A 23,570-nucleotide genomic window follows, 5' to 3' on the forward strand; every position below is an offset into this window, starting at 1 on the left:
GTCAGCTGGTGGCGGCGCGTTCGGCGGCGCTGCGGAGTACGCAGAATTCGTTGGCTTCGGGGTCGTGCATGACGACCCAGCCGGTGCCGTCGGGTTCGCGGCGGTCCTGGTAGACGGTGGCGCCGAGGGTGAGCAACCACTCGACCTCCTCGTCCCGTGGGCCGTCCGGTACGAGGTCGAGGTGGAGGCGGTTCTTGACTGCCTTCTCGTCGTTGTTCTGCTCGAAGAGCAACTTCACCTCAGGCGTGTTCACCGCGGCGTACGGATCACCCGGCTGGTCGTCCTCCGGCCGTTCCGCCCGCAGTACCTTCAGCCAGAAGCCGGCCAACTCGTACGGGTCCTTGGCATCGAACGTCACAGTCCGCACAACAGAAGTCATCCCCTGACACTGCCGTACAGGTCCACAGCGCCGCCACCTGAATTCGGTCACGGCGGCCGGGTTTGACCTTGACACTGTGACAAGGTCTTGAGTGGGTGATGGAGGTGGTTGTCATCTACTCGCCACAGGAGAATGCGCGGCTGATCGAGGCGTTGCGGGCCGGCGACTCGTCGGCGCGGCTTCGGGCCGTGATGGCGGTTGGTACCGAGCCTGACCCGGCGCTGGTCGACGCGTTGGTGGAGCGGTGTGCAGTCGAGGTGGACTTCTTCGTGCGGGACATGTTGACCTGGGCATTGAACCGGCTGCCGTCGGAGATCACCGTGCCGAGGCTGGTCGCGGAGCTCCGGTCGGAGCGGGCTCAGGCTCGGAGTCAGGCGTTGCACACCTTGTCCAAGATCGGGGATCGGGACGTGTGGCCGTCGATCACGTCGTCGTTGCTGCGGGACGCCGACGATGAGGTCGCGCGGAGTGCGTGGCGTGCTGCCGTCATCCTCGTACCCGCGGGCGAGCGGGAAGCGTTGGCCGCGGAGCTGGCCACGCAACTCGGTCGCGGCGATCGGAGTGTCCAACTGAGTCTCAGCCGAGCGCTCGTAGTACTCGGTGAGCTGATCGAGCCGGTACTGCGGGAGGCGCGGGTGAGCGAGGATCCAAAGGTGGCCGCGCATGCTCGTGCAACGGAACTGCTTCTCCGCGATCCGGAAGCCGGCTTCGACCCGGCCGTTCACGAGGCGAAGCGAATCGCCGCGCTCGGACCCGAACAGGTCGAGGCGGCAGAGTGCTGATCGGTGAAGTGGCGCGCCGCTCGGGGGTGAGCTGCCGGATGCTCCGGCACTACGACTCCCTCGGGCTGGTGCGCCCAACCGGTCGGACGGTGGGCGGATATCGCGAGTACTCCGAGGAGGACATCCGCCGGATCTTCCACGTGGAAAGCCTGCGAACTCTTGGGTTGTCGCTGCGCCAGATCGGGCGTGCTTTGGAGGATCCCGCCTTCACCCCGTCCGCGCTGGTCGCCGACCTCATCCGCCGGAGCGAGGATCGACTGAAGCGGGAACAGGAGTTGCTCGACCGACTCCGCACCGTCGACGCCTCGACGCCGTCCGCCTGGCAGGACGTCCTGCGCATCGTCAAACTGCTCCACGGACTCAACTCGCCCAACGCCGCCCGCCGCCAACAGGCCGTCCTGGCCCCGGCGGACGATGTACCGGTCCCGACCGATCTTTTGGCTGCCGCGGTCCTCGCCGAGTCCGACCCGAATGTCGCCGGCGCACTCCGATGGGCGTTGGCTCGGGCGGGTGGTGATGGGGTCGCGAGTGTGGTGGCGGGCGTCTATTCGGACGACGTCGACGTACGACGACGCGCTGTGCTGGCCGTCGCCGCGATGGCCGAAACGCCGGGCGCGACCGCTGCGCTCGCCGATGCGCTCGGCGACCCAGACCCAATGGTCCGCAGACACGCTGCCCTCGCGACGGGCAAGACCGGCTCCACCGCAGCCGCGCCAACCCTCGTCGCCATGATCGTCGACGGCACCAACGACGTCGAGGCAGCCGAAATCCTAGGAGCTTTGTCGCTGGACCCCGGCCCGGCCAACCAGATCATGAACGCGTTAACCGCCGAGCTGTCCACGCATTCTGCCGACTCCTCCGTGCGAATCCGCCTGATCCAAGCACTCGCCGAACTACCGGCGCCCGTCGCGAAGAGCACCCTCCAACAGTTGACCTACGACGAAGACCGCTCGGTTGCCCTCGTCGCCACAGCCCTCCTCGCAGTAGTCGAGAGCCGCTCCACCAACTGACCGACCCAATGCGAGCTGCGGTGCGGCCGACCCCGCACGTGGGTGCACCCGAGCGTCAGGTTCTCACTCAGCGGGCGACGGAGGAGTCCGCGTGCGGGGTGGGTGGGAGCAGTCGACGCGGTGAGCGACGGAGGAGCGAGCGGCGGAGGCTGCGTGGGGGATCAGGCCTTGCCGAGGGTTTGCTTTTGCTTGCCCAGGCCTTGGATTTCGCATTCCATCGTGTCGCCGACCGACAGGTACGGGAAGCGGCCCGACAGCGCGACGCCTTCCGGCGTACCGGTGTTCACCACGTCTCCCGGATCCAGCGTCATGTACTGCGACAGGTCGCGGATCAGCGCGGCCACGGAGAAGATCATGTCGCGGGTGTTCGAGGACTGCCGCACTTCGCCGTTGACCCAAGACTTCAGGTCGAGCGACTGCGGGTCACCCACCTCATCAGCCGGTACCAGCGCCGGTCCGAGCGGGTTGAACGTCTCGCAGCACTTGCCCTTCGACCACTGGCCGCCGGACACCTCGAGCTGGAACGCCCGCTCCGACACGTCGTTGGAAACCGTGTACCCCGCGACGCAGGCCAGCGCCTCTTCATCACTAGAGATGTACCGAGCCGTCTTCCCAATGACGACCGCGAGCTCCACCTCCCAGTCAGTCTTCGTGGAACCCCGCGGGATCAGCACCTCGTCGTACGGGCCCACGACAGTGTTCGGGTGCTTGAAGAAGACGATCGGGTTGGCGGGCGGTTCGGCGCCGGACTCGGCGGCGTGGGCCGCGTAGTTCTGACCGATGCAGACGACGGCGGCCGGTTTCGCGATCGGGGCGCCGACGCGGAGGCCGTCGGTGGAGGCGACCGGCAGGGTGCCGGCTTCCAGGGCGGCTCGGGCGCGGGCGATGCCGTCGGAGGCGAGGAAGGCGCCGTCGATGTCGGCGGTGACGGAGCTCAGGTCGTAGACGGTGCCGTCGGCCGAGCGCGCGTACGGGCGCTCTTCACCGACCGCGCCGAGGCGCAGCAGTTCCACAGAACTCTCCTAAGAATTCACTGTTGGTCGAACACAGGCCGCAGCCGGGCCCGGGACGCTTCGATGTGTGCGTGCATCGCGGCAGCCGCCTCCTGGGGATCGCCCTTGCGGACCGCGGCCACGATCGTCTTGTGCTCGCGCAGCGCCTTGGTCGCGATCCCGCCGCCGTAGTACAGGCGGAACAGGTGCAGGTGGCAATGGGTCCGCGCGAAGGACTGCCGGGCGGTCTCGTTGCCGGACAGTTCGAGGACGAGGTCGTGGAACCGCTGGTCGTGCGCGGCCATCGCCTTGTAACTGTCGTAGTCGGGACGATCCGGTACGTCGGTGTAGCTGAGCATCTCGTTCTTGAGCCGGGTCATGTCGTCCGGGGCGGTCCGCTCGGCGGCGCGGCCGGCTGCCCAGGGCTCGATCAGCAGCCGGTACTCGAAGAGATCCTCGAACTCCTCCCGGGTCAGCCGGGAGGAGACGCGGTACCCGCGCAGCGGCTCCTTGATGACCAGCCCGTCGGACTCCAGCCGGGCGAGCGATTCGCGGATCGGCGTCTGCGAGATGCCGAGTTCGCGGGTCAGCGCGTCGATGTTCAGCCGGGTGCCCGGCTCGACGACGCTGTCCATGATCAGGCCTTTGACGGTCTCGTAGACGTCGTCGCTCAGTACCTGTCGCTGAGGCAGGCGGGCGAGCTGCCCCGCCAGACCCACGTGCGCATCTGTCACTGTCGCTCCTCCCGAGCCAGCCCCTATCATGCCCGACCCACCGGTTGGGTGCTCAGTCGTTACCCCGGCAAGTCTTGACGCCACCAGTGTGAGGCGGCAGCATCAGCTAAGCAATATCCTATAGGATCTTTGAGGAGTCAGCCCCATGAACGTCCACTCACTCTCCCGGAAGACCGCCGTTGGGCTGGCCCTCGTCGCGCTCGCCGCGACCGGCTGCAGCACCAAGGCCTCCAACGACACTGCCGGCGGGACCGCCAAGGACGACGCTTCCACCGGTACGTCGACCGGCCCGGTGGAGCTCAAGGACGGTTCCAAGGTGAAGCTGGCCCTCATCCCCGGCGGGGCGCACCCGTACTTCCAGCCGTGGAAGACCACGGCCGAGCTGGACAAGACCGATTTCAAGCTCGGTGACGCCACCTTCAACGAGACCGGCGAGTGGGATCAGGGCAAGCAGAACAACGTGATCAACTCGCTGGCCGCGCAGGGCTACAACGCGTTCGGCATCTTCGGGGTGTCGCCGACCGACATCAACTCGACCTTCGAGGACCTGAAGGCCAAGGGGTTCGCGGTCGGTTCGCTCGCGTCCTGCCCGGCCGGTGACACGAACTCGGCCGATTTCTGCCTGTCCACCGATGTCGAGGCGGCGGCGTACAAGGCGGCCAAGGCAACGATCGAGGCGATCGGCGGGGCCGGCACGATCGTCCACCTGACCGGCAACAACGTCGACTCGAACACCCAGCGCCGGATCGCCGGGGTGAAGAAGGCGGTCGCCGAGACGAACGGCAAGGTCACCCAGCTGCCGGAGATCACCGACATCGACAAGGACCTGCAGACCGCGCAGAAGGCGGTCGCCGACCTGCTCGCCTCGAAGGGCAAGGAGATCAAGGGCATCGTCACCACCGCCTACAACCCGGCCGTGGCCGCGGCCGACGGTGTTGCCAGCAGCAAGCTTCCGATCAAGGTGGTGGCGATCGACGACGACGCCAAGATCTTGGCCGGGATCAAGTCCGGCGGTGTCGCGGCGACGGTGACCCAGAACCCGGTCGGCCAGGCGTACGTCGGCGGCTGGCTGCTCGCTCTGCTCGGCTCCAAGCAGTGCACGATGAAGACGCCCGGCGTGATCGTCGACTCCGGTTCGTTCGTGGTCACCAAGACGAACGTGGACAGCTACGACACCGAGCGCAAGGCCAAGACCACCGAGCTGCAGAAGGAATTCGCGACTCAGCTGAGCTGTTCGTGACCGGAGCCGAAACCTTGCCCATGACAACCATCACGCGCGCCGAGGCGTTCCTCGTCGACCTCGAGGTGGAGACCGTCCGGACCGATGCGGTCCAGTCGTTCCTCAAGCAGGAAACGGTTTTCGTCGAACTCGAGGCCGCCGACGGGTACGCCGGACTCGGCTACTCCTACACGATCGGGACCGGCGGTACCGCAGTACTGGCGATGTTGCGTGATCACCTGTTGCCGAAGCTGATCGGCGCGGATGCCCGCAACGTGGAGGCGATCTGGTTCGACCTGTTCGCCTCCACCCGGGCGACCACGGTCGGCGCGATCACCTCGCTTGCGCTCGCCTCGGTCGACACCGCCCTGTGGGACCTGCGCTGCCGGCGGGCCGGTGAACCGCTCTGGCGGCTCGCCGGTGGGTTCCGCCGGCGCGTACCGCTCTACGACACCGAGGGCGGTTGGTTGCACCTGACAACCGACCAGCTTGTCGCGGGAGCGCTCGCCTCGCAGAAGGCCGGTTGGCCGGGAGTGAAACTCAAGGTGGGCAAGCCGCGGGTTCACGAGGACCTCGAACGGCTCACCGCAGTACGGGATGCTGTTGGCCCGGCGCTGGACATCATGGTCGACGCCAATCAGTCGATGACGTACGCCGAGGCGAAGCGGCGGGCTCGTGCTTTTGAGCCGCTCGACCTGAGCTGGTTCGAGGAGCCGTTGCCGGCCGACGATCTGACCGGGCATGTCCGGCTGGCCGAGTCCACCTCGATCCCGATCGCGGTCGGCGAGTCCATGTACTCCATCTCGCAGTTCCGCGAGTACGTCGCCGCCGGCGCGGCCGGCATCGTCCAGGTGGACGTCGCGCGTGTCGGCGGCATCACCCCGTGGCTGAAGGTGGCGCATCTCGCCGAGACCTTCAACCTCGAGGTCTGCCCGCATTTCCTGATGGAACTCCACGTCAGCCTGACGGCCGCAGTACCGAACGGCCGGTACGTCGAGCACATTCCGCAGTTGCGCGCGATCACCAAGACCGAGATGGAGATCGCCGACGGCCATGCCGTCGCACCGGACGAGCCGGGCCTGGGCATCGACTGGGATCGCGACGCGATCGACGACCGGCGGGTGTCATGAGCGCACCTGTCTCGGAGACCGCCACCGCCGCGCTGCAGGAGCCGGACGCGCCGATCGAGCAGCCGCGCGGCGGCCGGACTCCGTGGTGGGCGAACCAGCGGATCGGCCTGCTGATCCTGGTGGTCGCGTTGGGTGCGCTCTTCGGCGTACTGCGCCCCGCGTTCTTCAACCAGCAGCTGGTCGTGTTCCCGCTGTTGCGCGATATCGCGATGTTCACGGTCGTCGGCCTGGCGCAGATGTGCGTGCTGTCGATCGGCCACATGAACCTCGCCGTCGGCCGGATGGCGGCGTTCTCGATGATGATCACCGGCATCTCCTACGACCTCTGGCACTTCAGCCTGTACGCCGGTCTGCTGGTCGGCCTCATCGCCGGTACTGCGATCGGCGCGCTGGCCGGTTGGGTGATCGCTCGAACTGGCGTGAACTCCTTTGTAGTAACCCTCGCGCTCGACTTCCTGCTGCTCGGTCTGATCCCACTCGTCTACACCGGGTTGACCGACAACGCGGCCTTCGTCACCAAGCCGCCGGGGATGCGTGAACTGCGCAACTACTCGCTCGGCGACGTCTGCATCGGCAACCTGTGCGGGTCGCCCGCAGTACCGCAACTGGCTCTCTTCGCAGTTGTCGCGATGGTCGTGGTCGGCTGGATCTACAGCCGTACGAAGCTCGGCCGTGAGTTGTTGATGACCGGTACGTCGGTGAAAGCGGCCGAGTTGTCCGGGATTCCGACGGCTCGCCGGGTGATCACCGCGCACGCGATGTCGGGCTGTCTGGCGGCGCTGGCCGGGTTCATGCTTGCGGTGAGCACCGGTTCGATCAAGGCAACCATCGGTGAGGAATTCATGCTGCCGTCGTTCCTCGGACCGATCCTCGGCGGGACGCTGCTGGCCGGCGGGTTCATCTCGGTCTGGGGCACGATGCTCGGTACTGCCTTGACGACCGTGATCCGCAAGGGCCTTGACCTGCTGGGCGTCGGGCTGGAGAGCCTGAACATCTACCTCGGCCTGATCCTGCTCGTCGCGTTGTCCACCGACCGGGTCCGAACGGTGCTGTCCGACCGGCAGGGGGTGCGAAAACGATGAAGTCCGCGCTGCGTTTTGCTCGCACGACCGAGATGACGTTGCTGGTCATCGGCGTGGTGTTCTTCATCGGTCTGGTGATCGCTTCGCACGGTGATCTGCTCGAGGCGAATTCACTGCGAGTGCTGCTTCAGTTCCTTGCGGTGCCGGTCCTGATCGGATTGGCTCAGATGGTGGTCTTAGCCGTGGGTCAACTCAACCTCGCCGTCGGAGCCGTCGGCGGTTTCGCCGCGTGCGCGATGGGCGTGCTGATGGCCGACCACGGCGTCCCGGTGCCGCTCGCGCTGCTGATCGGCTTCCTGCTCGCCTCGCTCGCCGGCCTGGCGAACGGCCTGCTCGTCGTGCTGACCCGGATCAACGGCTTCATCGTCACGCTGGCGACGATGACCGTCTTGCTCGGCGTGCAGTACCGCCTGGTCGGCACGCGCACCGTCGACGCTTATCCACAAAGTGTGAAGAGCTTCGGCTCGTACGCCGTGTTCGGGGTGCTCCCGTTGATCTTCCTGGTCGCATTGGTGGTGGCCGGGTTGCTGGCGGTGATGTTGCGCCGGACGGTGCCTGGCCGGCAACTGCTCGCCTCGGGTGGCAATCCCATCGCCGCAAGGCTTTCCGGGATCTCCAACGACCGCTCGGTGATCATTGCGCACACGCTGTCCGGCGCGATCCTCGGCGTCGCGGCGATCTTGACCGTCGCGTCGTCGCCAGGGGTGAACAAGAGCATCGGTGGCGACTGGCTGCTGCCGAGTTTCGCCGCACCGATCATCGGTGGTGCCTTGCTGACCGGCGGTTCGGCGGTCGTGCTCGGCACGGTGCTGGCCGCGTTCATCGTGCGCTTCGTCGACACGGCCCGCGCGGAGTTCTCCCTCGAGCCGAGCTGGGTCAACTTCGTGGTTGGCACGGTTGTGCTTGGCTCGGTGGTGCTCGGACAGGTCCGGACGCGCCGGCAGGAGCGTCGTACGGTCGTCAAGGCGCCCGATACGGCCGTGGTTCCAGGGGGTGTGTCATGACGTTGTTCGAGGCGCTCGAGGTCGACAAGCTGTTCCCCGGGGTCCGCGCGCTCGACGGGGTGACGCTGAAGCTCGAAGCGGGTTCCGTGCACGCGTTGCTGGGTGAGAACGGTGCAGGCAAATCCACGTTGATCAAGGTCATCACGGGGCTCTACAAGCCGGACGGTGGGTCCTTGCGGCTGGACGGCCAGGAGGTGCACTTCGGGTCGCCGCACGAGTCGGCCTCGGCCGGGATCGGCGTGGTGCACCAGGAGCGGAACCTGATCCCGGGCTTCACGGTGGGGGAGAACATCCTGCTCCAGAAGCTGCCGACCTCTCGTGGGCTGGTCGATCGCGGCCGGATCCGCTCGGAGGCGACCCGGTGGCTGGCCGAGCTGGACCTGGATCTCGACCCGGATCTGCCGGTGACGGAGCTGTCCGTCGCGCAGGCGCAGCTGGTCGAGATCGCCAAGGCGTTGTCGGTGGAGAGCCGCGTGCTGCTGCTCGACGAGCCAACAGCCTCCATCACGCCGAACGAGGCCGAGCGGCTCTTCCGGGTGGTCGAAAAGCTGAAGAACGACGGACGGTCGGTGCTGTTCGTCAGTCACAAGCTCGAAGAGGTCTTCCAGATCTGCGACACCGTCACCGTACTGCGGGACGGCTCGTCGGTGCTCGAGTCGGGTGCGCTGGCGGACCTCACGCGTGATCAGGTGGTCGACCTGATGGTCGGGCGAGTGCATGAGGCGCTGACCTTGCCACCGCGGACCGTCGCGGATGCCGCGCCGTTGCTGCAGCTGTCCGGTGTTGCTACTGCTTCCGGGCATGCGGAGGTCGATCTCGCGGTCCGGCCGGGGGAGATCGTCGGGCTGTACGGGCTAGTCGGTGCTGGGCGGAGTGAGCTGGCGAAGGCGTTGCTCGGGCTCGACCGGATCACCGCCGGCGAAGTACGGGTGCGAGGTGAAGTGGTGCGGATCCGGAACGTGCGGGACGCGCTGAAGAACCACAAGATCGGCTACGTCACCGAGAACCGGAAAGAAGAAGGCGTCTTCCTGGAGCAGTCGGTGCGGCGCAACATCGCCGTGACGGTCTGGGACCGGTTGCTGAAGCGGCTCGGGCGGATTCCGGGGTTGGCGTACGTCCCGAAGAAGACCGAGTCCGCGCTGGTCGCGGAGTACGTCGAACAGCTCGGGATCCGGATCGCCTCACCGGACCAGCTGGCCGGCACGTTGTCGGGCGGCAACCAGCAGAAGGTGTCGCTGGCGAAATGGCTGGCGGCGAAGACCGAGATCCTGATCATCGACGAGCCGACGGTCGGCATCGACGTCCGGACCAAGGACGCCTTCCACACGCTGATCTGGGACCTGGCGGCGCACGGCCTGGCGATCCTGCTGATCACCTCCGACCTCCCGGAGATGATCACCCTGGCCGACCGCGTCGTGGTGATGCGAGACCACCGCGTCCGCGGCGAAGTGGAAAACACCCACGACTACGACACGATGAGCCAGCAGGTCATCCGCCTCATCCACGCGGAAACCCCGGCGGGCGTATGACGGCGTCGGCGATCGGACGGCTGGGTTCGAGGGAGAGGAGCGGGGTGTGAGTGGGCGGGTTGATGCGCATCATCACGTGTGGGATCTGAGTGTTCGGGAGCAGTCCTGGATGGTCGGGGAGGAGATGGCTCCGATTCGGCGGGGCTTCTCGATCGGGGATCTTGCGCCGCTGGCTGCTGAGGCGGGGGTGACCTCGACGGTGGTGGTGCAGACCGTGGGGCTGGTGGCGGAGACCCGGGAGTTCCTGGAAGTTGCTGCTGGCAATGAATTGGTTGCTGGGGTAGTCGGGTGGGTGGATCTCACCGCGGCTGATGTGGGCGAGATGCTGGCCGAGTTGCAGGCGCGGCCTGATGGGGAGTGGTTGAAGGGGATTCGGCATCAGGTGCATGACGAGCCTGATCCGCGGTGGTTGTGCCGGGACGACGTACGAGCAGGACTGGCGGCGGTCGCCGAGGCTGGGTTGGTCTATGACTTGCTGACGAAGACGCCGCATCTGCCCGCGGCGTTGGAGACGGCGCAGGCGTTGCCGCAGTTGTCGTTTGTCGTGGACCACATCTCGAAGCCGGTGATCGGCGGTGACCTCGAGCCGTGGGCGTCCGACCTGCGCGCACTCGCAGCCCTGCCGAACGTCACCTGCAAGCTCTCCGGCATGGTGACCGAAGCATCCTGGACCGACTGGAAAGTCTCCGACCTCCAGCCGTACGCCGACGTCGTACTGGATGCCTTCGGCCCAGACCGGGTCATGTTCGGCTCCGACTGGCCGGTCTGTCTGCTCGCCGCCTCGTACGCCGAGGTGGTCGAGGCAGCTGAAGCCCTCACCGCCACCCTCACCCCACCCGAGCGCCAACAGATCTTCGGCGACACAGCTCGCCGAATCTACAAGCTCAGCTGACGGTTCACGGGAGGCGGATGAAGTCCTCGGTTGCTTTGGCGGTGATCGCGGTCAGGGCTGCAGCGTCTTGCGGCCGGCCGCCGGTGCTGACTTCGAAGAGGGTGTGGGGGAGGTCGTCGGCCGAGACGAAGCGGTCGACGACCAGGCGACGGCCGCGCGCCGGATCTGTGTAGGTGTAGGTCAGCGTCTGGTGGTGGAAGACCACCCCCGCGAAGGCGGGATTGGTGGCGCGGGTCGTGCCGGCTTCGCGGGAGATGAGCTTGAAGGCCGGGGTGGAGGACGACACCACCGCGTACTTGGCGTCCGCAGCGGTCTTGATCGGCTGGTCCTTGGGTGCGCCGTTCACGCGGAGGTTCCGCTGCCCGTCGGGGCTGGTGAACTTCACCTCGAAGGTGGACAGCTTCACCATCTTCCAGCCGTTGGGCGCCTGGATGACCATGCCGAGCTCGGTCTTCGGGTCACCCCAGCTCCGCTGCTCATACTGCAACGGCGCAGGCGCCCCGGCGACCGGGCTCCACGCGCTATCGGGCTGCGAGCGGGCGACGGCGGCTGTGGTCAGGCCGCCGGTGGCGAGTACGGCGACGGCCAGACCGATACCGGCGATTGCACGGGTGAGCATGCACCGTTGGATGCCTCAGATCCCGCAGAAGTTCACGGCCGGGGGAACTCCACCCGTACTCCGATCAGCCGCACCGGCCGCCGCAGCTCGAACTTCTCCAGCAGCACCAACGCAGCCGTGGCGACCACCTCCGGGTCCTGCGTCATCTCCGGGAGTTTGCGGCTCTTGATCGGGGTGTAGAAGGAGGTGAAGCGCAGCTTCACCGCGATCCGCTGGATGCTGCGCCCTTCGTCGACAACCTCCCGCGTGACAGTGAGGGCGATCCGGCGGAGTTCGCGTTCGATGTCGGCGCGGTCGGCCAGATCGGTCGGGAACGTCTCCTCGTGACTGCGGGACACCGGTTCGCGGGGTACGTCGGTGACCTCGGTGTCGCCGAGGCCGCGACCGAGAGCGAGGTACCAGGTGCCCATCTTCGGCCCGAAGCGTTTCTTCAGCACCTCGAGATCGGCCGCCGCCAGGTCCGCCACGGTGAAGAGGCCCAGTTCGTTGAGGTTCTGCGACATCCGGCTGCCGATACCCCACAGCTCACGGACCGGACGGTGGTGCATCACCTCGACCCAGTTGGCCGCGGTCAGCCGGTACACGCCCTCCCCGCTTCCGCTGTCCCGTTTGCCGAAGCTGGTGGCGAGCTTGGCCCGCACCTTGTTGTCACCGATCCCGATCGAACACGACAGCCCGGTCCGCGCCAGGACGGCGGCCCGCAACTCACCGGCCAGCGCCTCCGGATCATCCGTCCTCGCCCCGACGAAGCACTCGTCCCAGCCCCACACCTCGACAACCACCGGGAACTCGCGCAACGTGTCCATCACCTCAGCCGACGCAGCGTCGTACGTCGCCGGGTCGGTCGGCAGAAAAACCGCGTCGGGACACTTCTTGAAAGCCGCGCGCAGCGGCATCCCCGAGTGGACCCCGAACTCGCGAGCCTTGTACGACGCGGTGGCGACCACCTGCCGTGCCTGGGTCGGGTCACCCGAGCCGCCGACCACCACCGGCAGCCCGCGCAGCTCGGGGCGCCGCCGGATCTCCACGGCGGCCAGGAACTGGTCCATGTCGACGTGCAGCAGCCACCAGCCCGCTGACTCGCTCATACCTCAGAGGTACCACACAGCGTCAGAGTGGCTTGCGCATTTGCTGGGCGGTCACCTGGTAGCCGAGGGAGTCGTAGAGGGAGATCGCGGTGGTGTTGTTGCCGAAGACGTTCAGGGAGAGGTACTCGCAGCCGCGGCGGCGGCACTCCTCCTCGCCGGCCAGCATGATCGACCGGCCGTACCCCTTGCCGCGCTGCTCCTCGAGCACCTCGATCATGAAGATGAACGGGATCGGCTTCTCGGTGCTGATCCACAGGCTGCCCACCGGTACGCCGTCGTGGATGGCCAGCCAGAGGAGGTGGTTCTCGGTGTCCCGGCCGTCGGGAAGCAGCTTGGCCACCTCCTGGTGAGCGGTCTCCAGAGCGGTGGCGGGATCGAGTCCGCGGGCCGGTCCCATCCCGGCCGCGAACGCTTCGGCGGCCCGGGCGATCCACGGACCGAACTCGGCCTGGGTCAGGGGGCGCAGGGACACCGGCGGCGACATCTTCGAACTGCTCATGCCTGGAAGATACCGCCCGCGCGAACGCGTCATCCCGAGTTGCGGAGAGCCGCCTGACCGCTCAGTGTCACCGTCCGGTGACCCTCGGTGCGATAACCTCACGCCAGATAGTTGCCACCGGCTCCTGTCCGGCGCAGGGCCGCCGCTGCGCCGTCAGCCCGGGTGAATCCCAGGAGGAAATGTGCGCTTCGACCCCGCACGTACGACGGCCATCGGAGTCCTGAGTCTCGCGGTCCTGACCGGGCTCGGCCAGCTACCGCAATCGGTGGCCGGCACCTCGCCGGCCGACGGTGACGCCCCCAGCGGTCCGGCCGCGGTCAAGGCCGGACGGGACGAACTACCCAACGCCCTCGAGGAGAAGCGCCGCGACCTGCGCGAACGCGCCCTGGCGAACGTGCTGAACGGCTCGGCGAAGGTCGAGCAGCGCGGGACCAGCAAGGTGGTCAAGGTCGGCCAGGAGGTGGTGATCCCGGCGACCAGCGCCCGGGACAAGGTGCTGGCCAAGCGCAAGGACCAGTACGTCGAGCTGGCGCGCGAGAAGACCGACAAGATCTTCGTGATCCTCGCCGAGTTCGGCAACCAGCGGCACCCGGACTACCCGGACAAGGACACCGACCCGAAGACAGCGGGGCCGACCAGCTTCGACGGCCCGCTGCACAACGCGATCCCCCAGCCGGACCGAAGTACCGACAACTCCACCATCTGGCAGGCGGACTACTCACCGGAGCACTACCGCCAGCTGTACTTCGGCAAGGGCGACTCGGTGAAGACGTACTACGAGAAGCAGTCGTCGGGCCGGTACAGCGTCGACGGCATGGTCTCGGACTGGGTGAAGGTCCCCTACAACGAGGCCCGGTACGGCCGGAGCAACGGGTTCCCGTGTGCCGACACCACCTGCAGCAACACCTGGAACCTGATCAGCGACGCGGTCGCGCAGTGGGTCAAGAGCCAGGAGGCGGCCGGCAAGACGGCGGCTCAGATCAAGTCCACGCTGGCGTCGTACGACCAGTGGGACCGCTACGACTTCGATGCCGATGGCAACTTCAACGAGCCGGACGGGTACCTCGACCACTTCCAGATCGTGCACTCCGGCGGTGACCAGGCCGATGGCGACCCGCACCAGGGTGAGGACGCGATCTGGTCGCACCGCTGGTACGCGTTCGGCAACAACACCACCGGCCCGGCGGCGAACAAGCTCGGCGGTACCCAGATCGGCAGCACCGGGCTGTGGATCGGCGACTACACGGTCCAGCCGGAGAACGGCGGCCTGAGCGTCTTCGCGCACGAGTACGGGCACGACCTCGGCCTGCCGGACCACTACGACACGTCGGGACAGCCCAGCCAGAACCCGGTCAACTGGTGGAGCGTGATGGCGCAGTCCCGCTCCGGCGCCAAGGGTGACCTCGGCATCGGGCAGAAGCCGCAGGACCTCGGCACCTGGGACAAGCTGCAACTCGGCTGGCTCGACTACGAGACGGTGAAGGCCGGCCAGACCAGGACGATCGACCTCGGGCCGCACGAGTACAACTCGAAGCGGGCGCAGGGCGTCGTCGTCGTACTGCCGAAGAAGAAGGTCACGACGCAACTGGTCAAGCCGGTCACCGGGGCCAAGTCGTGGTGGAGCGGCACCGGCGACAAGCTGACGAACACGCTGAGTCGCAAGGTCATCCTGCCGGCGGGCACGGCGTCGCTCGACTTCCAGGCCAACTGGAAGATCGAGGACTGCGGCACGGACGCCTGCGACTACGCGTACGTCGAGGTGAACGACGGGTCGGGCTGGAAGGCGATCGCGGGCACCATCACCAAGGCCGCCGAGGCGAACGGGATCGACGGGGACAGCAAGGGCTGGCAGCCGGCGAAGTTCGATCTGTCGGCGTACGCCGGGAAGTCGATCGAGCTGCGGTTCCGCTACGCGACGGACGCGGCCGCGCACGAGCTCGGGTTCTTCGCCGATGACATCAAGCTGACCGCGGGCGGCAAGACGCTGCTGGACGACGGCGCGGAGAGCGGGGTCAACGGCTGGACCGCGACCGGGTTCGACGCGGTCGGCGAATCAGTGACGAAGGAGTACGACCACTACTACCTGGCGTCGAACTACACCTACAGCTTCTTCAACAGGTACCTGCAGTACGGCCCGTACTTCTTCGTCGGGGCACCGCGACCGGACTGGGTCGAGCACTTCCCGTACCAGGACGGACTGCTGGTCTCGTACTGGGACACCTCGCAGAAGAACAACGAGACCGCCGTCCACCCCGGCCAGGGGCAGTGGCTGCCGATCGACGCGAACCCGCAGCCGCGGTTCCGGCTCGACGGCACCTACTGGCGCAGCACGATCCAGAGCTACGACTCGACCTTCGGTCTGCAGAAGTCCGACTCGTTCAGCCTGACGGTGGCCGGCAAGAAGAACTACGTGCGGGGCGGCGATGGCGTCTCGACCTTCGACGACCGCCAGGAGTTCTGGACGTCGAAGATCCCGTCGTACGGCGTCAAGGTGCCGCACGCGGGCGTGAAGATCCGGGTGGTCACCCAGCAGGGCACGTCGATGCGGATCGTCGTCTCGAAGTAGCCACTGCGCTGCGTTTGAGGACGGGGTACCAGGTCGGGTGCCGGCGGCTATGCAGACAGCCGTCCGGAACCCGATCAGGTACGAGGTGTCTGTGATGGTGGAGAAGTTGCAGCTCGAGGTGGGCCGATGAGGCGCAAACCGCCCGCCGGGGCGGTCACGAAGGCGCCGGAAGGTCTGCCTTCCCCGCTGATCGAGAACTGGGAATGGCAGGACCACGCCGCCTGCCGCGATGTGAATCCCGAACTGTTCTTCGCTGCCGAATCCGAACGCGGCCTGCGCAAACACGCCCGCGAACTGCTCGCCAAGTCGCTGTGCGGCACCTGCCCGGTCCGTCGCGAGTGCGCCGAGCACGCCCTCGGAGTCGGCGAGATGTACGGCGTGTGGGGCGGCATCACCGAAGAAGAACGCGAACCCGCTCTCCACGGCCGGCGGCGCTAGCACCTACAGCGGCAGGGCCCCGGCGCTGGCTAGTCTGGCCGGGTGGAGCTGACTCAGGAATTGGCCGAGAAGGTCCTGGCATCACAGCCGTTCAGCGTGCTTCTGGGCGCCCGCGTGACGTCCTTCGGCGACGGGGGAGCGACGCTCGAGCTCGATGTCCGGGACGACTTGCGGCAACAGAACGGCTACCTGCACGGCGGAGTGCTCGGCTACGCGGCGGACAACGCGATCACCTTCGCCGGCGGTACGGCGCTCGGGCCGGTGGTGCTGACCGGCGGGTTCACGATCAACTACCTGCGTCCGGCCGCGGGCGCAGTACTGCGTGCCGAGGCGAAGGTCGTGCATGCAGGTGGCCGGCAGGCGACCTGTACCTGCGAGCTGTCCGTCGTCAGCGAGGACGGCGAGGCCACGCTCTGCGCAATCGCCCAGGGCACGGTGATCGCCGTCCGCGGCTGACCTGTTCGGACAGCTCAGTCGAACAGCTCGTCGAGGAAGGACTTCTTCTTCTTGCGCTGCGGGTACTGCTGGTAGCGGTTGCGGTCGTCGTAGTGGCGCTTGTCGTCGTAGCGACGGTCGTCGTACCGCTTCTCCTCGTACCGCGGCTGCTGCGGTGCAGGCGCCGGGGCCTGCTGGTGCACCGGCTGCGGTCCGTTGAAGGCGACCTCGGCGTCGATCAGCTTTTCCAGCTCACCGCGGTCGAGGAAGATGCCACGGCACTCGGTGCACTGGTCGACAGTGACGCCGCTGCGCTCGTACGTCCGCATCGCGCCTCGGCATTTGGGGCAGGTCAGGGTCTCCATTCGAGCAACTCTAGGTGACGAAAAGCCCAGAATGCCGGGCCTTCAGCGACTTCTTAGGATCCGCCCGGCCGGCTGAGCCGATCGACCCCGGAAACTCCCTGTTCGATCAGGTGCTCGCGCCCCGGCGGCGCGTCGTACGGCTCCGGCCAGAAGTCGGTGACCCGGCTGATCAGCCCGCCGGTGAGCTCGAGGTAGACCAGGCCCACCATCTCGTCGTCACCTACGGTGAAGTTCATCGTGCCCGCCGCGGTCTCGCCGTCGACAATCAATCGGCTGACGTCGATCCGCCAGTCGCCCGGATACTCCCGGTTGAACTGCACCAGCCGATCCCGGCCGGTGACCCGCTCGGCCGTCTGTGGCAGCTCGTAGACGACGTCCTCGGCCAGCAGCGCGCCGAAGGAGTCCCAGTCGCGCGCGGCCATCGTTTCGAAGTACTGGCGGGCGATCACCCGGCTTTGCTCGGTGCTGGTCATGTCGTGACCGTAGCTACCGGCGCCGACAATTCTGGGTGACGCCGGTCGATGAGAGGATGCGAGCGTCATTTCCGGCTGGAGGAGAGCGATGGCTGAGCAGTCCGTGGGTTTGCTGGCCCGGCGACGGGCTCGCGGTCTGTGGGTGCGTGGGGCCAAGCAGCTCGGATTCGCCCGCAAAGGCGAAGAGGCCGGTACGCCGGACAAACCCGCCGCGCTCGACACCTTCACCCGGGCGCTGGAGCTGGATCCGGGGATGACGGACGCCTGGCTCGGTTTCCACGCGGCCGGGGGTGACGCGGACACCGCGCTGGACCGGATCGTCGCCGGCATGGATCGCTTCGGCGAGGAACGCGATGCGGACAAGCGACGGTTGAGCTCAACCTTCCAGGCCGGCTGGTGGTTCACCAACCCGCTCGAGACCACCGACCACGTCTGGCACGCCGAGTCCTTCCGGCTGAGCACCGCCGGCGACGTGGACGGTGCGGAGACCGCGGCCGGCCACATCATCGAGGACGGCCCGCGACACTTCCTGCTGTCCGCCGTCGCGATGCTCCGCAAGCAGTACGACAAGATGATCGCCGAGCTCCGCCACGTCCCGGAGGACGGCCATCTCGGTGCCGAGGCGACGCTGCGGCTGGGGATGGGACTGGCCCTGGTCGAGCGGTGGAGCGAGGCCGAGACCACGCTTCGCCGGGCGGCCGGTCAACAGGTCAACCCCCTCGTCCAGGTGGACGCGGAGTACTACCTGGGCTTCGTCTACCGCGGTACCGGCCGCGAGGAGAACGCGATCCGGCAGTTCGAGTGGGTCTACGAGCGCAACAACGCGCACCGCCAGGTCGCCGAAGCACTCGCCAACTCCGACCTCGTGCTCGAAACCCGTCCCACGCCGAGCATCAAGAAGCCGGAGCCCGCGCCGGTACGTCGTACTGACGCCGCCAAACCGTCCTTGCAGCGCCAGCCCGACTGGGGAGCCGTGCAAGGCATCCTCGACGAGCTCGACCGCAACGTCGGCATGGCGGAGGTCAAGCGCCAGGTCTCCGCGGTCGCCGCCCAGGTCCGGGCCGGCCTGATCCGCGCCGAACGTGGTCTCCCGGCACCGCGACTCGGCGGCCACCTGATCTTCGCGGGCCCACCGGGCACCGGCAAGACGACCGTCGCCCGCGTCGTCGCTCGCCTGTACTGCGCGCTGGGGTTGCTGTCCGGCGACCGGATGATCGAGACCGATCGGTCCGGGCTGGTCGGCGAGTTCATCGGCCACACCGCGGTGAAGACGAACGAGGTCGTCGACTCGGCGCTGGACGGGGTGCTGTTCATCGACGAGGCGTACGCGCTGCGCAAGAAGCAGACCGGCAACGACTTCGGGACCGAGGCGATCGACACGCTGCTGAAGCGGATGGAGGACGACCGCGACCGGCTGGTGGTGATCGTCGCGGGCTACTCCGAGCCGATGGCGGAGTTCCTGGAGTCGAACCCCGGCCTGCGCAGCCGCTTCTCCACCCGGATCGACTTCCCCCGCTACACCGCCGACCAGCTCCGCGAGATCGCGTTGCGCCTGGTCAGCAGCCACGGCGACCAACTCACCGACGACGCGATGACGGCCCTCACCGGCGTACTCGACCAGGTCACCGCCAACGGCCGCATCGACGAACTCGGCAACGCCCGCTTCATCCGCACCATCATCGAAACAGCCGCCAAACACCGCGACCTACGAATCTTCAACTCCCCCGGCATCCCCACCGACGAGGCCCTAACCACCCTAGACACCCCCGACCTGAAAGCCGCCGTTGCTGAGGTGCTTAGTTTTTAGTGGCTGGGTTCATTGAGTGGAGGATTCGGGTGAGGGTTTGGCGGCCCAGGGCGCTCATGGTGGGGTTGGTTTTGACGTAGTACCAGACGAGGCCCATTGCCTGTTCGAACGCCCAGGCCTTGCCGCGCTCCCACTCCAGGTCGTCACAGGCCAGGGTCCGCCGGAACACCTCCCGCGGGCCTGGCTGCAAGAGGTGCCAGGCGCTGACCAGGTCGAGCGCGGGGTCGGCCGGGCCGAAGCCGCCGGTGTCGAGTACGCCGCTGAGCCGGTCTCCCGCGACCAGTACGTTGCCGGGGATCAAGTCCCGATGGCTCATCACGTCGGCACCCGTGCGGGGCAGCTCCCGGAAATGGCTCCACAGCTCGCGCAGCCGCGGTACGTCGAGCAGCCCTTCACTCTCGTCGAAGCACTTCGCCATCCAAGCGTCATGGTCAGTGAGAACGCCGCCACGACCTTCGCCGTCGAAAAGCCGCCCCCGCGTGTCGGCTGCCCGCAGGGCTGCGATGAACGCCGCAAGGTCTTCGGCGAAAGCGTCCGACCCACTCGGGTCGGCATCGAAGGCGATGGTTCCCGGTAGCCACGTCTGGACCGACCACGGCATGGGGTAACCCGCTCCAGGCTTTCCCAAGGCGACAGGTTCCGGGACAGGAAACCGAGACACCTGTGCCAGTTCCGCGCTCGCCGCAGCTTCCTGCTCCAGAAACGCCAGCGCCTCGGCGGCATCGGTCAGCCGCAGTGGGAAACGCGCGGAGAGGTCGTCCCCGATCCGGAAGATGGCGTTGACCGTCCCGGTCGACGCCACCAGCCGGATCGCCTTGCCGCTCCACTGCGGGAACTGTTCCTGGATCAAGGTCGCAGCGACTTCGGCCGTCACGTCCACTTGGTCGTCGTGCAAAGCGACCTACTTGAACTTGCTGAGGAAGTTGGCCACGATCGGGCCGGCCGCCTTACCGCCGGAGACTCCGCCTTCGACGATGACCGCGAAGGCCACGTCGCCCCGGTAGCCGACCATCCAGCCGTTGGTGATGACCTTGCCGTTGGCAACTACCTCGGCAGTACCGGTCTTCGCGGCCACTGCTCCGTTGGCTGCCAGACCCTTCGCCGTTCCCTTCGTCACCGTCGTGCGCATCATCGCCTGGAGCGCGCTTGCGGTTGCCGGGGGCAACGGGCTGGCCGCGGGGCCGGCCGGGTCCTTGCCAGGAACGAGGACCGGCTTCAGCGCAGTACCGTGCTTGACCGTCGCGGCGACCATCGCCATCGCGAGCGGGCTGGCCGTCACGGTGCCCTGGCCGATCATCGAGGCCGCCTCTTCGACGTCGTCCTTCGGCGCCGGCACCTGACCGCCGTACGCCGAGATCGCCATCTTCAGGTCCTGCCCGATGCCGAACATCGCCGCCGCCTTCGTCATCCCGTCGGCCTTCAACCGGGCGTGCTGGGAGATGAAGGCCGTGTTGCAGGACTGGTTGAGCGCCTGCTCCATCGTGCCGTTGCCGTACGGCGCCAGGCCGTCGTAGTTCTTGAAGGTCTTGCCGAACACGTTGATCGTGTTCGTGCACGGCAGCTGCGTGCTCGCGGTCAGCCCGCTGCCGATCAACGCGGCCGAGGTGACGATCTTGAACGTCGAGCCCGGGGCGTACCGGCCCTGGAAAGCGCGGTTGTAGTTCGTCGGGGTCGGTCCGTTCGCGGCCGCCAGCACCTGGCCGGTCGAGGCCTGCACCGCGACCAGCGAGGCCGGCAACTTGCTCGTGGCCAGCGCGGCCTCGGCGAAGTGCTGCAGGTTGGGGTCGAGGCTGGTCTTCACCGGCGTACCGGCTTGGCCCTTCTGGGAGAAGACCGTCTTGATCGTCAGCTTGGTCTTGCCGTCGCGCAACGTGACCGTGCCACCCGGCGTACCGGCGAGCTGCTGCTGGAAGGCGTACTGCAGACCGGTCGTCCCGACCTGGTCGGTCGCGGACGCGTTCGGGCCGGCGTTCTTCAGGGTGTCGGCGGTCGCCGTCTTCATCGTGCCGATGATCGAACGGGCGAACGTCGGGCTCTCCGCGAGCGACTGCGTGCCGCCCATCGTGAGTACGCCGGGCAGCTTGGTCATGGTCGGCCGCAGTACCTCCCACTCCTCCGCGCGGATCGTGATCGCGTCAACGAACTGACCGGCCGGAGCGGCGACTGCGCGGGCCTTCAGCTTCGCCCCGTCGACCTGGAGCTTGCTGGTGAAGGCCGCGTACGTCGCCGCGGTCGCCACCTTGCCGGAGGCGACCCCGACGATGACGACCGGGCGGTTCGCGGTCAGCGCCTTGCCGTTGCGATCCAGGATCGAGGCGCGGGCCGGCAACGCGCGAACCCGCTTGAGGTAGTTCGACTCGCCCAGCCCCGGGTAGATGGTGTCGCCGGAGGCCTTGATCTTCCAGGCGTCCCCGGTCTTCACGGCGGACGCCGTACTCGTCCACTTCATCGTGCCGATGCCGCGTAGTACGGCCTCGACGGCGAGATCCTGGGTGCAGTTGTTGTCGTCGGAGCACTTCGGGTCGCCCTGTGGCGTGACGGTGACGCTCTGCGCCACCAGCGCGCTGTCGACCTCGTCGAGCCGCTTGCCGAAGGTGGCCGGCGTATCGGTCAGCGCCGCCGCCTCGTCCGGCTTGCCGTTCGGCGCCCAGGCCTTCACCCAGGCGGCGGCGAAGTTCTTGACCACCTCGGCGGAGGCCTGCTTCTCGTTGTCGGGGTCTGGCTTGCCCCCGCTGCCCGACTTGCTGTCGGTACAACCAGCGGTGATCAGGACGGCACTCAAACAGACGATGGCAGCAGTTCGCTTCACGTTCTCAACTCTCGCACGGCGACGGGTACACACCTGGAACAGTCTTCGGCGTGTGGCCAGCCTGCCACGAGCGGGAAAATCCTCACCTGGCAGGCCATGGACACTTCTACGACGCGGGAGCGGCCCTCGAAGTTGGCGTGCGAGGCCTAAGTCACCGACGATTGCGTGCGCGAATCGCCTTGATTTACAGCGCGGATCGGCCGTCCGGACGGCTCAGCCGAGCTGGATCACGGCGAACCGGGCGCCCTCGGGGTCGGCCAGCACGGCCAGCCGGCCGAAGTCAGTGTCCAGCGGTTCGCCGAGGAGTTTCCCGCCGGTCCGGGTGACCTGGTCGATGGTCCGGTCGGTGCTGTCAGCCGCGAAGTACGGGAGCCAGTGCGACGGCGTACCGGCCGGAAAGTCGGGGTGGAGGCGACCAGCGCCCGCGACGGGCTTGTCGGCGGCGTACAGGGCGGCGTACTGCGTCTCATAGCCGCCGATCTCCTCCGCGCGATAGCCGAAGACGGAGGTGTAGAAGCGGCGGGCGGTCTCGTAGTCCTCGCTCAGCGCCTCGCTCCAGACCAGCGTGCCGGGGTCCGTGGTGCGCTCGGTGCCGATGTGGTCGGCGGCCTGCCAGAGCCCGAAGACGGCGCCGGTCGGGTCGGCGGCGATCGCCATCCGGCCGTGGAACTCGATCTCGCGCGGTTCCATCAATTGCGTGCCATCGTGAGCCGTGACGGCTTCGAGAGTCTGGTCCAGGTGGTCGGTCGCCAGGTAGGTGGTCCAGCGGCTCGGGAGGTGCTCGGTGCCGGGCTGCTTGTGGCCGATGCCGCCGACATCGCTGCCGTTCAGCCTGCAGACCCAGTAGTCGCGCTGGTCCTGCAACTCGCAGTCCCAGCCGAACAGGCCGGCATAGAACTCGGCGGCGGCGCCGGTGTCGTCGGCAGCCAGATCCACCCAGTTCGGCGTACCGGTCGGCCAGGGCACGCTCTGCTCGACCATCTGGTCCTCCCGTGTTCCGTGGAATGCGGTCTCCAGAACAGCCCCCCAACCTGCCAGGGACTACCGGCCACGTCGAGACGATCACCAAGAGTTCCGATAACGGTTCGGTCACTGCGCGGCGTATCCTGCACGATTGTGACCCGTCTAGCACTGCACAGCCGGCTGATCCCCGGCACCGAAGAGGCCTACGAGCTCGAGCACGCCCGGGTCTGGCCCGAACTGATCACCGTCATGACCCAGGCCGGCATCCACGACTGGAGCATCTGGCGCAGCGGCCGCGACCTGTTCCACCTGGTCGAGTGCGACGACTACGAGGCCGCGGTCGCAAAACTCACCAACGACCCGGTGGACCGGCGCTGGCAAGAACACATGAGCCAGTACGTCGAAGGCTTCGCCCAGAACCCGGAGGGGTTGGCTGGCCAGTCCCTTCGCCATGTCTGGACGATGAGCGAGCAAACCGACTAGTAAGCGCCCGCCCACGCGCCCGGCGCCGGCCGCTCCTGCGTCGCGTCCCGCTCGGTCGCTCCCACCCACCCTGGGCGGGTGCTCCTGCGTTGGGTACGTAGCGCGGGCTCCTTCGTCGCCTGCTTGGTGAAGGCGGGGTGGTTGAGGGGATGCGCGTTGGGTGGGCTTCGGGGTGCGGTTGCCCCCCGCGCGGGCCGCGCCGCCCCCAACTGCGGAGCGTTACGCACCGTCGCACCCACCCCCCCCCCGCATAAACCCCCCCACCGGGTTTG

The 23,570-nt window shown here is 67.4% G+C and carries 24 protein-coding genes; 13 read left to right on the forward strand and 11 right to left on the reverse strand.

Annotation, left to right across the window (positions count from 1 at the left end; all coding sequences use genetic code 11):
- Position 1: 1 nt before the first annotated feature.
- Positions 2 to 379, reverse strand: coding sequence for a VOC family protein (locus AB0F51_RS38505; RefSeq protein WP_360288594.1), 378 nt, complete (start codon positions 377 to 379; stop codon positions 2 to 4).
- A gap of 98 nt (positions 380 to 477) precedes the next feature.
- On the opposite strand from AB0F51_RS38505, the gene AB0F51_RS38510 reads away from it, so the two are divergent.
- A complete protein-coding gene (locus tag AB0F51_RS38510) occupies positions 478 to 1,161 on the forward strand; it encodes a HEAT repeat domain-containing protein (protein WP_360288644.1) in 684 nt (227 codons plus the stop codon).
- Positions 1,155 to 2,171, forward strand: a complete 1,017-nt coding sequence (locus tag AB0F51_RS38515; RefSeq protein ID WP_360288596.1) for a HEAT repeat domain-containing protein — start codon at positions 1,155 to 1,157, stop codon at positions 2,169 to 2,171. The genes AB0F51_RS38510 and AB0F51_RS38515 overlap by 7 nt, the downstream gene beginning before the upstream one ends.
- 161 nt (positions 2,172 to 2,332) lie before the next feature.
- Here the strand turns inward: AB0F51_RS38515 and AB0F51_RS38520 are convergent, their stop codons facing one another.
- Both AB0F51_RS38520 and AB0F51_RS38525 read right to left on the reverse strand, forming a co-directional pair.
- Positions 2,333 to 3,184: a fumarylacetoacetate hydrolase family protein gene (locus AB0F51_RS38520; RefSeq protein WP_360288598.1), complete on the reverse strand. Its 852-nt coding sequence runs from the start codon at positions 3,182 to 3,184 to the stop codon at positions 2,333 to 2,335.
- 17 nt (positions 3,185 to 3,201) lie between these two features.
- On the reverse strand, positions 3,202 to 3,897 hold the full coding sequence (locus tag AB0F51_RS38525) for a GntR family transcriptional regulator (protein WP_360288600.1): 696 nt from the start codon (positions 3,895 to 3,897) through the stop codon (positions 3,202 to 3,204).
- A 145-nt stretch (positions 3,898 to 4,042) separates the two neighbouring features.
- On the opposite strand from AB0F51_RS38525, the gene AB0F51_RS38530 reads away from it, so the two are divergent.
- The 6 genes from AB0F51_RS38530 to AB0F51_RS38555 are packed head-to-tail and all read left to right on the forward strand — an operon-like array spanning position 4,043 to position 10,753.
- Positions 4,043 to 5,137, forward strand: coding sequence for a substrate-binding domain-containing protein (locus AB0F51_RS38530; RefSeq protein WP_360288602.1), 1,095 nt, complete (start codon positions 4,043 to 4,045; stop codon positions 5,135 to 5,137).
- 20 nt (positions 5,138 to 5,157) lie between these two features.
- A complete protein-coding gene (locus AB0F51_RS38535; protein ID WP_360288604.1) occupies positions 5,158 to 6,246 on the forward strand; it encodes a mandelate racemase/muconate lactonizing enzyme family protein in 1,089 nt (362 codons plus the stop codon).
- A complete protein-coding gene (locus AB0F51_RS38540; protein ID WP_360288606.1) occupies positions 6,243 to 7,328 on the forward strand; it encodes an ABC transporter permease in 1,086 nt (361 codons plus the stop codon). Before AB0F51_RS38535 ends, AB0F51_RS38540 begins: the two co-directional genes overlap by 4 nt.
- Positions 7,325 to 8,332, forward strand: coding sequence for an ABC transporter permease (locus tag AB0F51_RS38545; RefSeq protein ID WP_360288608.1), 1,008 nt, complete (start codon positions 7,325 to 7,327; stop codon positions 8,330 to 8,332). The genes AB0F51_RS38540 and AB0F51_RS38545 overlap by 4 nt, the downstream gene beginning before the upstream one ends.
- Positions 8,329 to 9,861, forward strand: coding sequence for a sugar ABC transporter ATP-binding protein (locus AB0F51_RS38550; protein ID WP_360288610.1), 1,533 nt, complete (start codon positions 8,329 to 8,331; stop codon positions 9,859 to 9,861). The genes AB0F51_RS38545 and AB0F51_RS38550 overlap by 4 nt, the downstream gene beginning before the upstream one ends.
- A 46-nt stretch (positions 9,862 to 9,907) precedes the next feature.
- Complete coding sequence (locus AB0F51_RS38555; protein WP_360288612.1) at positions 9,908 to 10,753, forward strand: amidohydrolase family protein; 846 nt, start codon at positions 9,908 to 9,910, stop codon at positions 10,751 to 10,753.
- 4 nt (positions 10,754 to 10,757) lie between these two features.
- Here the strand turns inward: AB0F51_RS38555 and AB0F51_RS38560 are convergent, their stop codons facing one another.
- From AB0F51_RS38560 to AB0F51_RS38570, 3 genes are read right to left on the reverse strand one after another with little or no spacing between them, the layout of a single operon-like run.
- The gene (locus AB0F51_RS38560; protein WP_360288614.1) at positions 10,758 to 11,372 is read right to left on the reverse strand and encodes a hypothetical protein; all 615 of its coding nucleotides are present in this window, start codon (positions 11,370 to 11,372) and stop codon (positions 10,758 to 10,760) included.
- 32 nt (positions 11,373 to 11,404) lie between these two features.
- A complete protein-coding gene (locus tag AB0F51_RS38565) occupies positions 11,405 to 12,460 on the reverse strand; it encodes a DNA polymerase IV (RefSeq protein ID WP_360288616.1) in 1,056 nt (351 codons plus the stop codon).
- 22 nt (positions 12,461 to 12,482) lie between these two features.
- Complete coding sequence (locus tag AB0F51_RS38570) at positions 12,483 to 12,959, reverse strand: GNAT family N-acetyltransferase (protein WP_360288618.1); 477 nt, start codon at positions 12,957 to 12,959, stop codon at positions 12,483 to 12,485.
- Positions 12,960 to 13,140: 181 nt separating this feature from the next.
- Here AB0F51_RS38570 and AB0F51_RS38575 point away from each other — a divergent pair, with 181 nt between their 5' ends.
- The 3 genes from AB0F51_RS38575 (at position 13,141) to AB0F51_RS38585 (ending at position 16,419) form a co-directional block, all read left to right on the forward strand.
- Positions 13,141 to 15,525 (forward strand): immune inhibitor A domain-containing protein, encoded by a 2,385-nt coding sequence (locus AB0F51_RS38575; protein WP_360288620.1) that lies wholly within the window; start codon positions 13,141 to 13,143, stop codon positions 15,523 to 15,525.
- Between the two features lie 126 nt (positions 15,526 to 15,651).
- The gene (locus AB0F51_RS38580; RefSeq protein WP_360288622.1) at positions 15,652 to 15,963 is read left to right on the forward strand and encodes a WhiB family transcriptional regulator; all 312 of its coding nucleotides are present in this window, start codon (positions 15,652 to 15,654) and stop codon (positions 15,961 to 15,963) included.
- Positions 15,964 to 16,005: 42 nt separating this feature from the next.
- Positions 16,006 to 16,419: a PaaI family thioesterase gene (locus AB0F51_RS38585; RefSeq protein ID WP_360288624.1), complete on the forward strand. Its 414-nt coding sequence runs from the start codon at positions 16,006 to 16,008 to the stop codon at positions 16,417 to 16,419.
- 14 nt (positions 16,420 to 16,433) lie between these two features.
- Here AB0F51_RS38585 and AB0F51_RS38590 read toward each other — a convergent pair whose 3' ends face one another.
- Both AB0F51_RS38590 and AB0F51_RS38595 read right to left on the reverse strand, forming a co-directional pair.
- On the reverse strand, positions 16,434 to 16,763 hold the full coding sequence (locus tag AB0F51_RS38590; protein ID WP_360288626.1) for a zf-TFIIB domain-containing protein: 330 nt from the start codon (positions 16,761 to 16,763) through the stop codon (positions 16,434 to 16,436).
- A gap of 53 nt (positions 16,764 to 16,816) precedes the next feature.
- Positions 16,817 to 17,236 (reverse strand): nuclear transport factor 2 family protein, encoded by a 420-nt coding sequence (locus AB0F51_RS38595; protein ID WP_360288628.1) that lies wholly within the window; start codon positions 17,234 to 17,236, stop codon positions 16,817 to 16,819.
- Positions 17,237 to 17,324: 88 nt separating this feature from the next.
- Between AB0F51_RS38595 and AB0F51_RS38600 the strand changes: the two genes are divergently transcribed.
- Positions 17,325 to 19,043, forward strand: a complete 1,719-nt coding sequence (locus AB0F51_RS38600; protein WP_360288630.1) for an AAA family ATPase — start codon at positions 17,325 to 17,327, stop codon at positions 19,041 to 19,043.
- Here the strand turns inward: AB0F51_RS38600 and AB0F51_RS38605 are convergent.
- The 3 genes from AB0F51_RS38605 to AB0F51_RS38615 form a co-directional block, all read right to left on the reverse strand.
- Positions 19,033 to 19,938 (reverse strand): aminoglycoside phosphotransferase family protein, encoded by a 906-nt coding sequence (locus tag AB0F51_RS38605; protein ID WP_360288632.1) that lies wholly within the window; start codon positions 19,936 to 19,938, stop codon positions 19,033 to 19,035. The two genes, AB0F51_RS38600 and AB0F51_RS38605, sit on opposite strands and share 11 nt — an antisense overlap.
- Positions 19,939 to 19,944: 6 nt before the next feature.
- A complete protein-coding gene (locus AB0F51_RS38610; protein WP_360288634.1) occupies positions 19,945 to 21,852 on the reverse strand; it encodes a penicillin-binding transpeptidase domain-containing protein in 1,908 nt (635 codons plus the stop codon).
- Between the two features lie 213 nt (positions 21,853 to 22,065).
- Positions 22,066 to 22,833 carry a VOC family protein gene (locus AB0F51_RS38615; protein WP_360288636.1) on the reverse strand — a complete coding sequence of 256 codons (768 nt, stop codon included), beginning with the start codon at positions 22,831 to 22,833 and terminating at the stop codon, positions 22,066 to 22,068.
- Positions 22,834 to 22,968: 135 nt separating this feature from the next.
- On the opposite strand from AB0F51_RS38615, the gene AB0F51_RS38620 reads away from it, so the two are divergent.
- Positions 22,969 to 23,298 carry an L-rhamnose mutarotase gene (locus tag AB0F51_RS38620; protein WP_360288638.1) on the forward strand — a complete coding sequence of 110 codons (330 nt, stop codon included), beginning with the start codon at positions 22,969 to 22,971 and terminating at the stop codon, positions 23,296 to 23,298.
- The last annotated feature ends 272 nt before the right edge of the window (positions 23,299 to 23,570 follow it).

The sequence above is a fragment of the Kribbella sp. NPDC023855 genome, from assembly GCF_040639475.1.
Taxonomy (GTDB): domain Bacteria; phylum Actinomycetota; class Actinomycetes; order Propionibacteriales; family Kribbellaceae; genus Kribbella.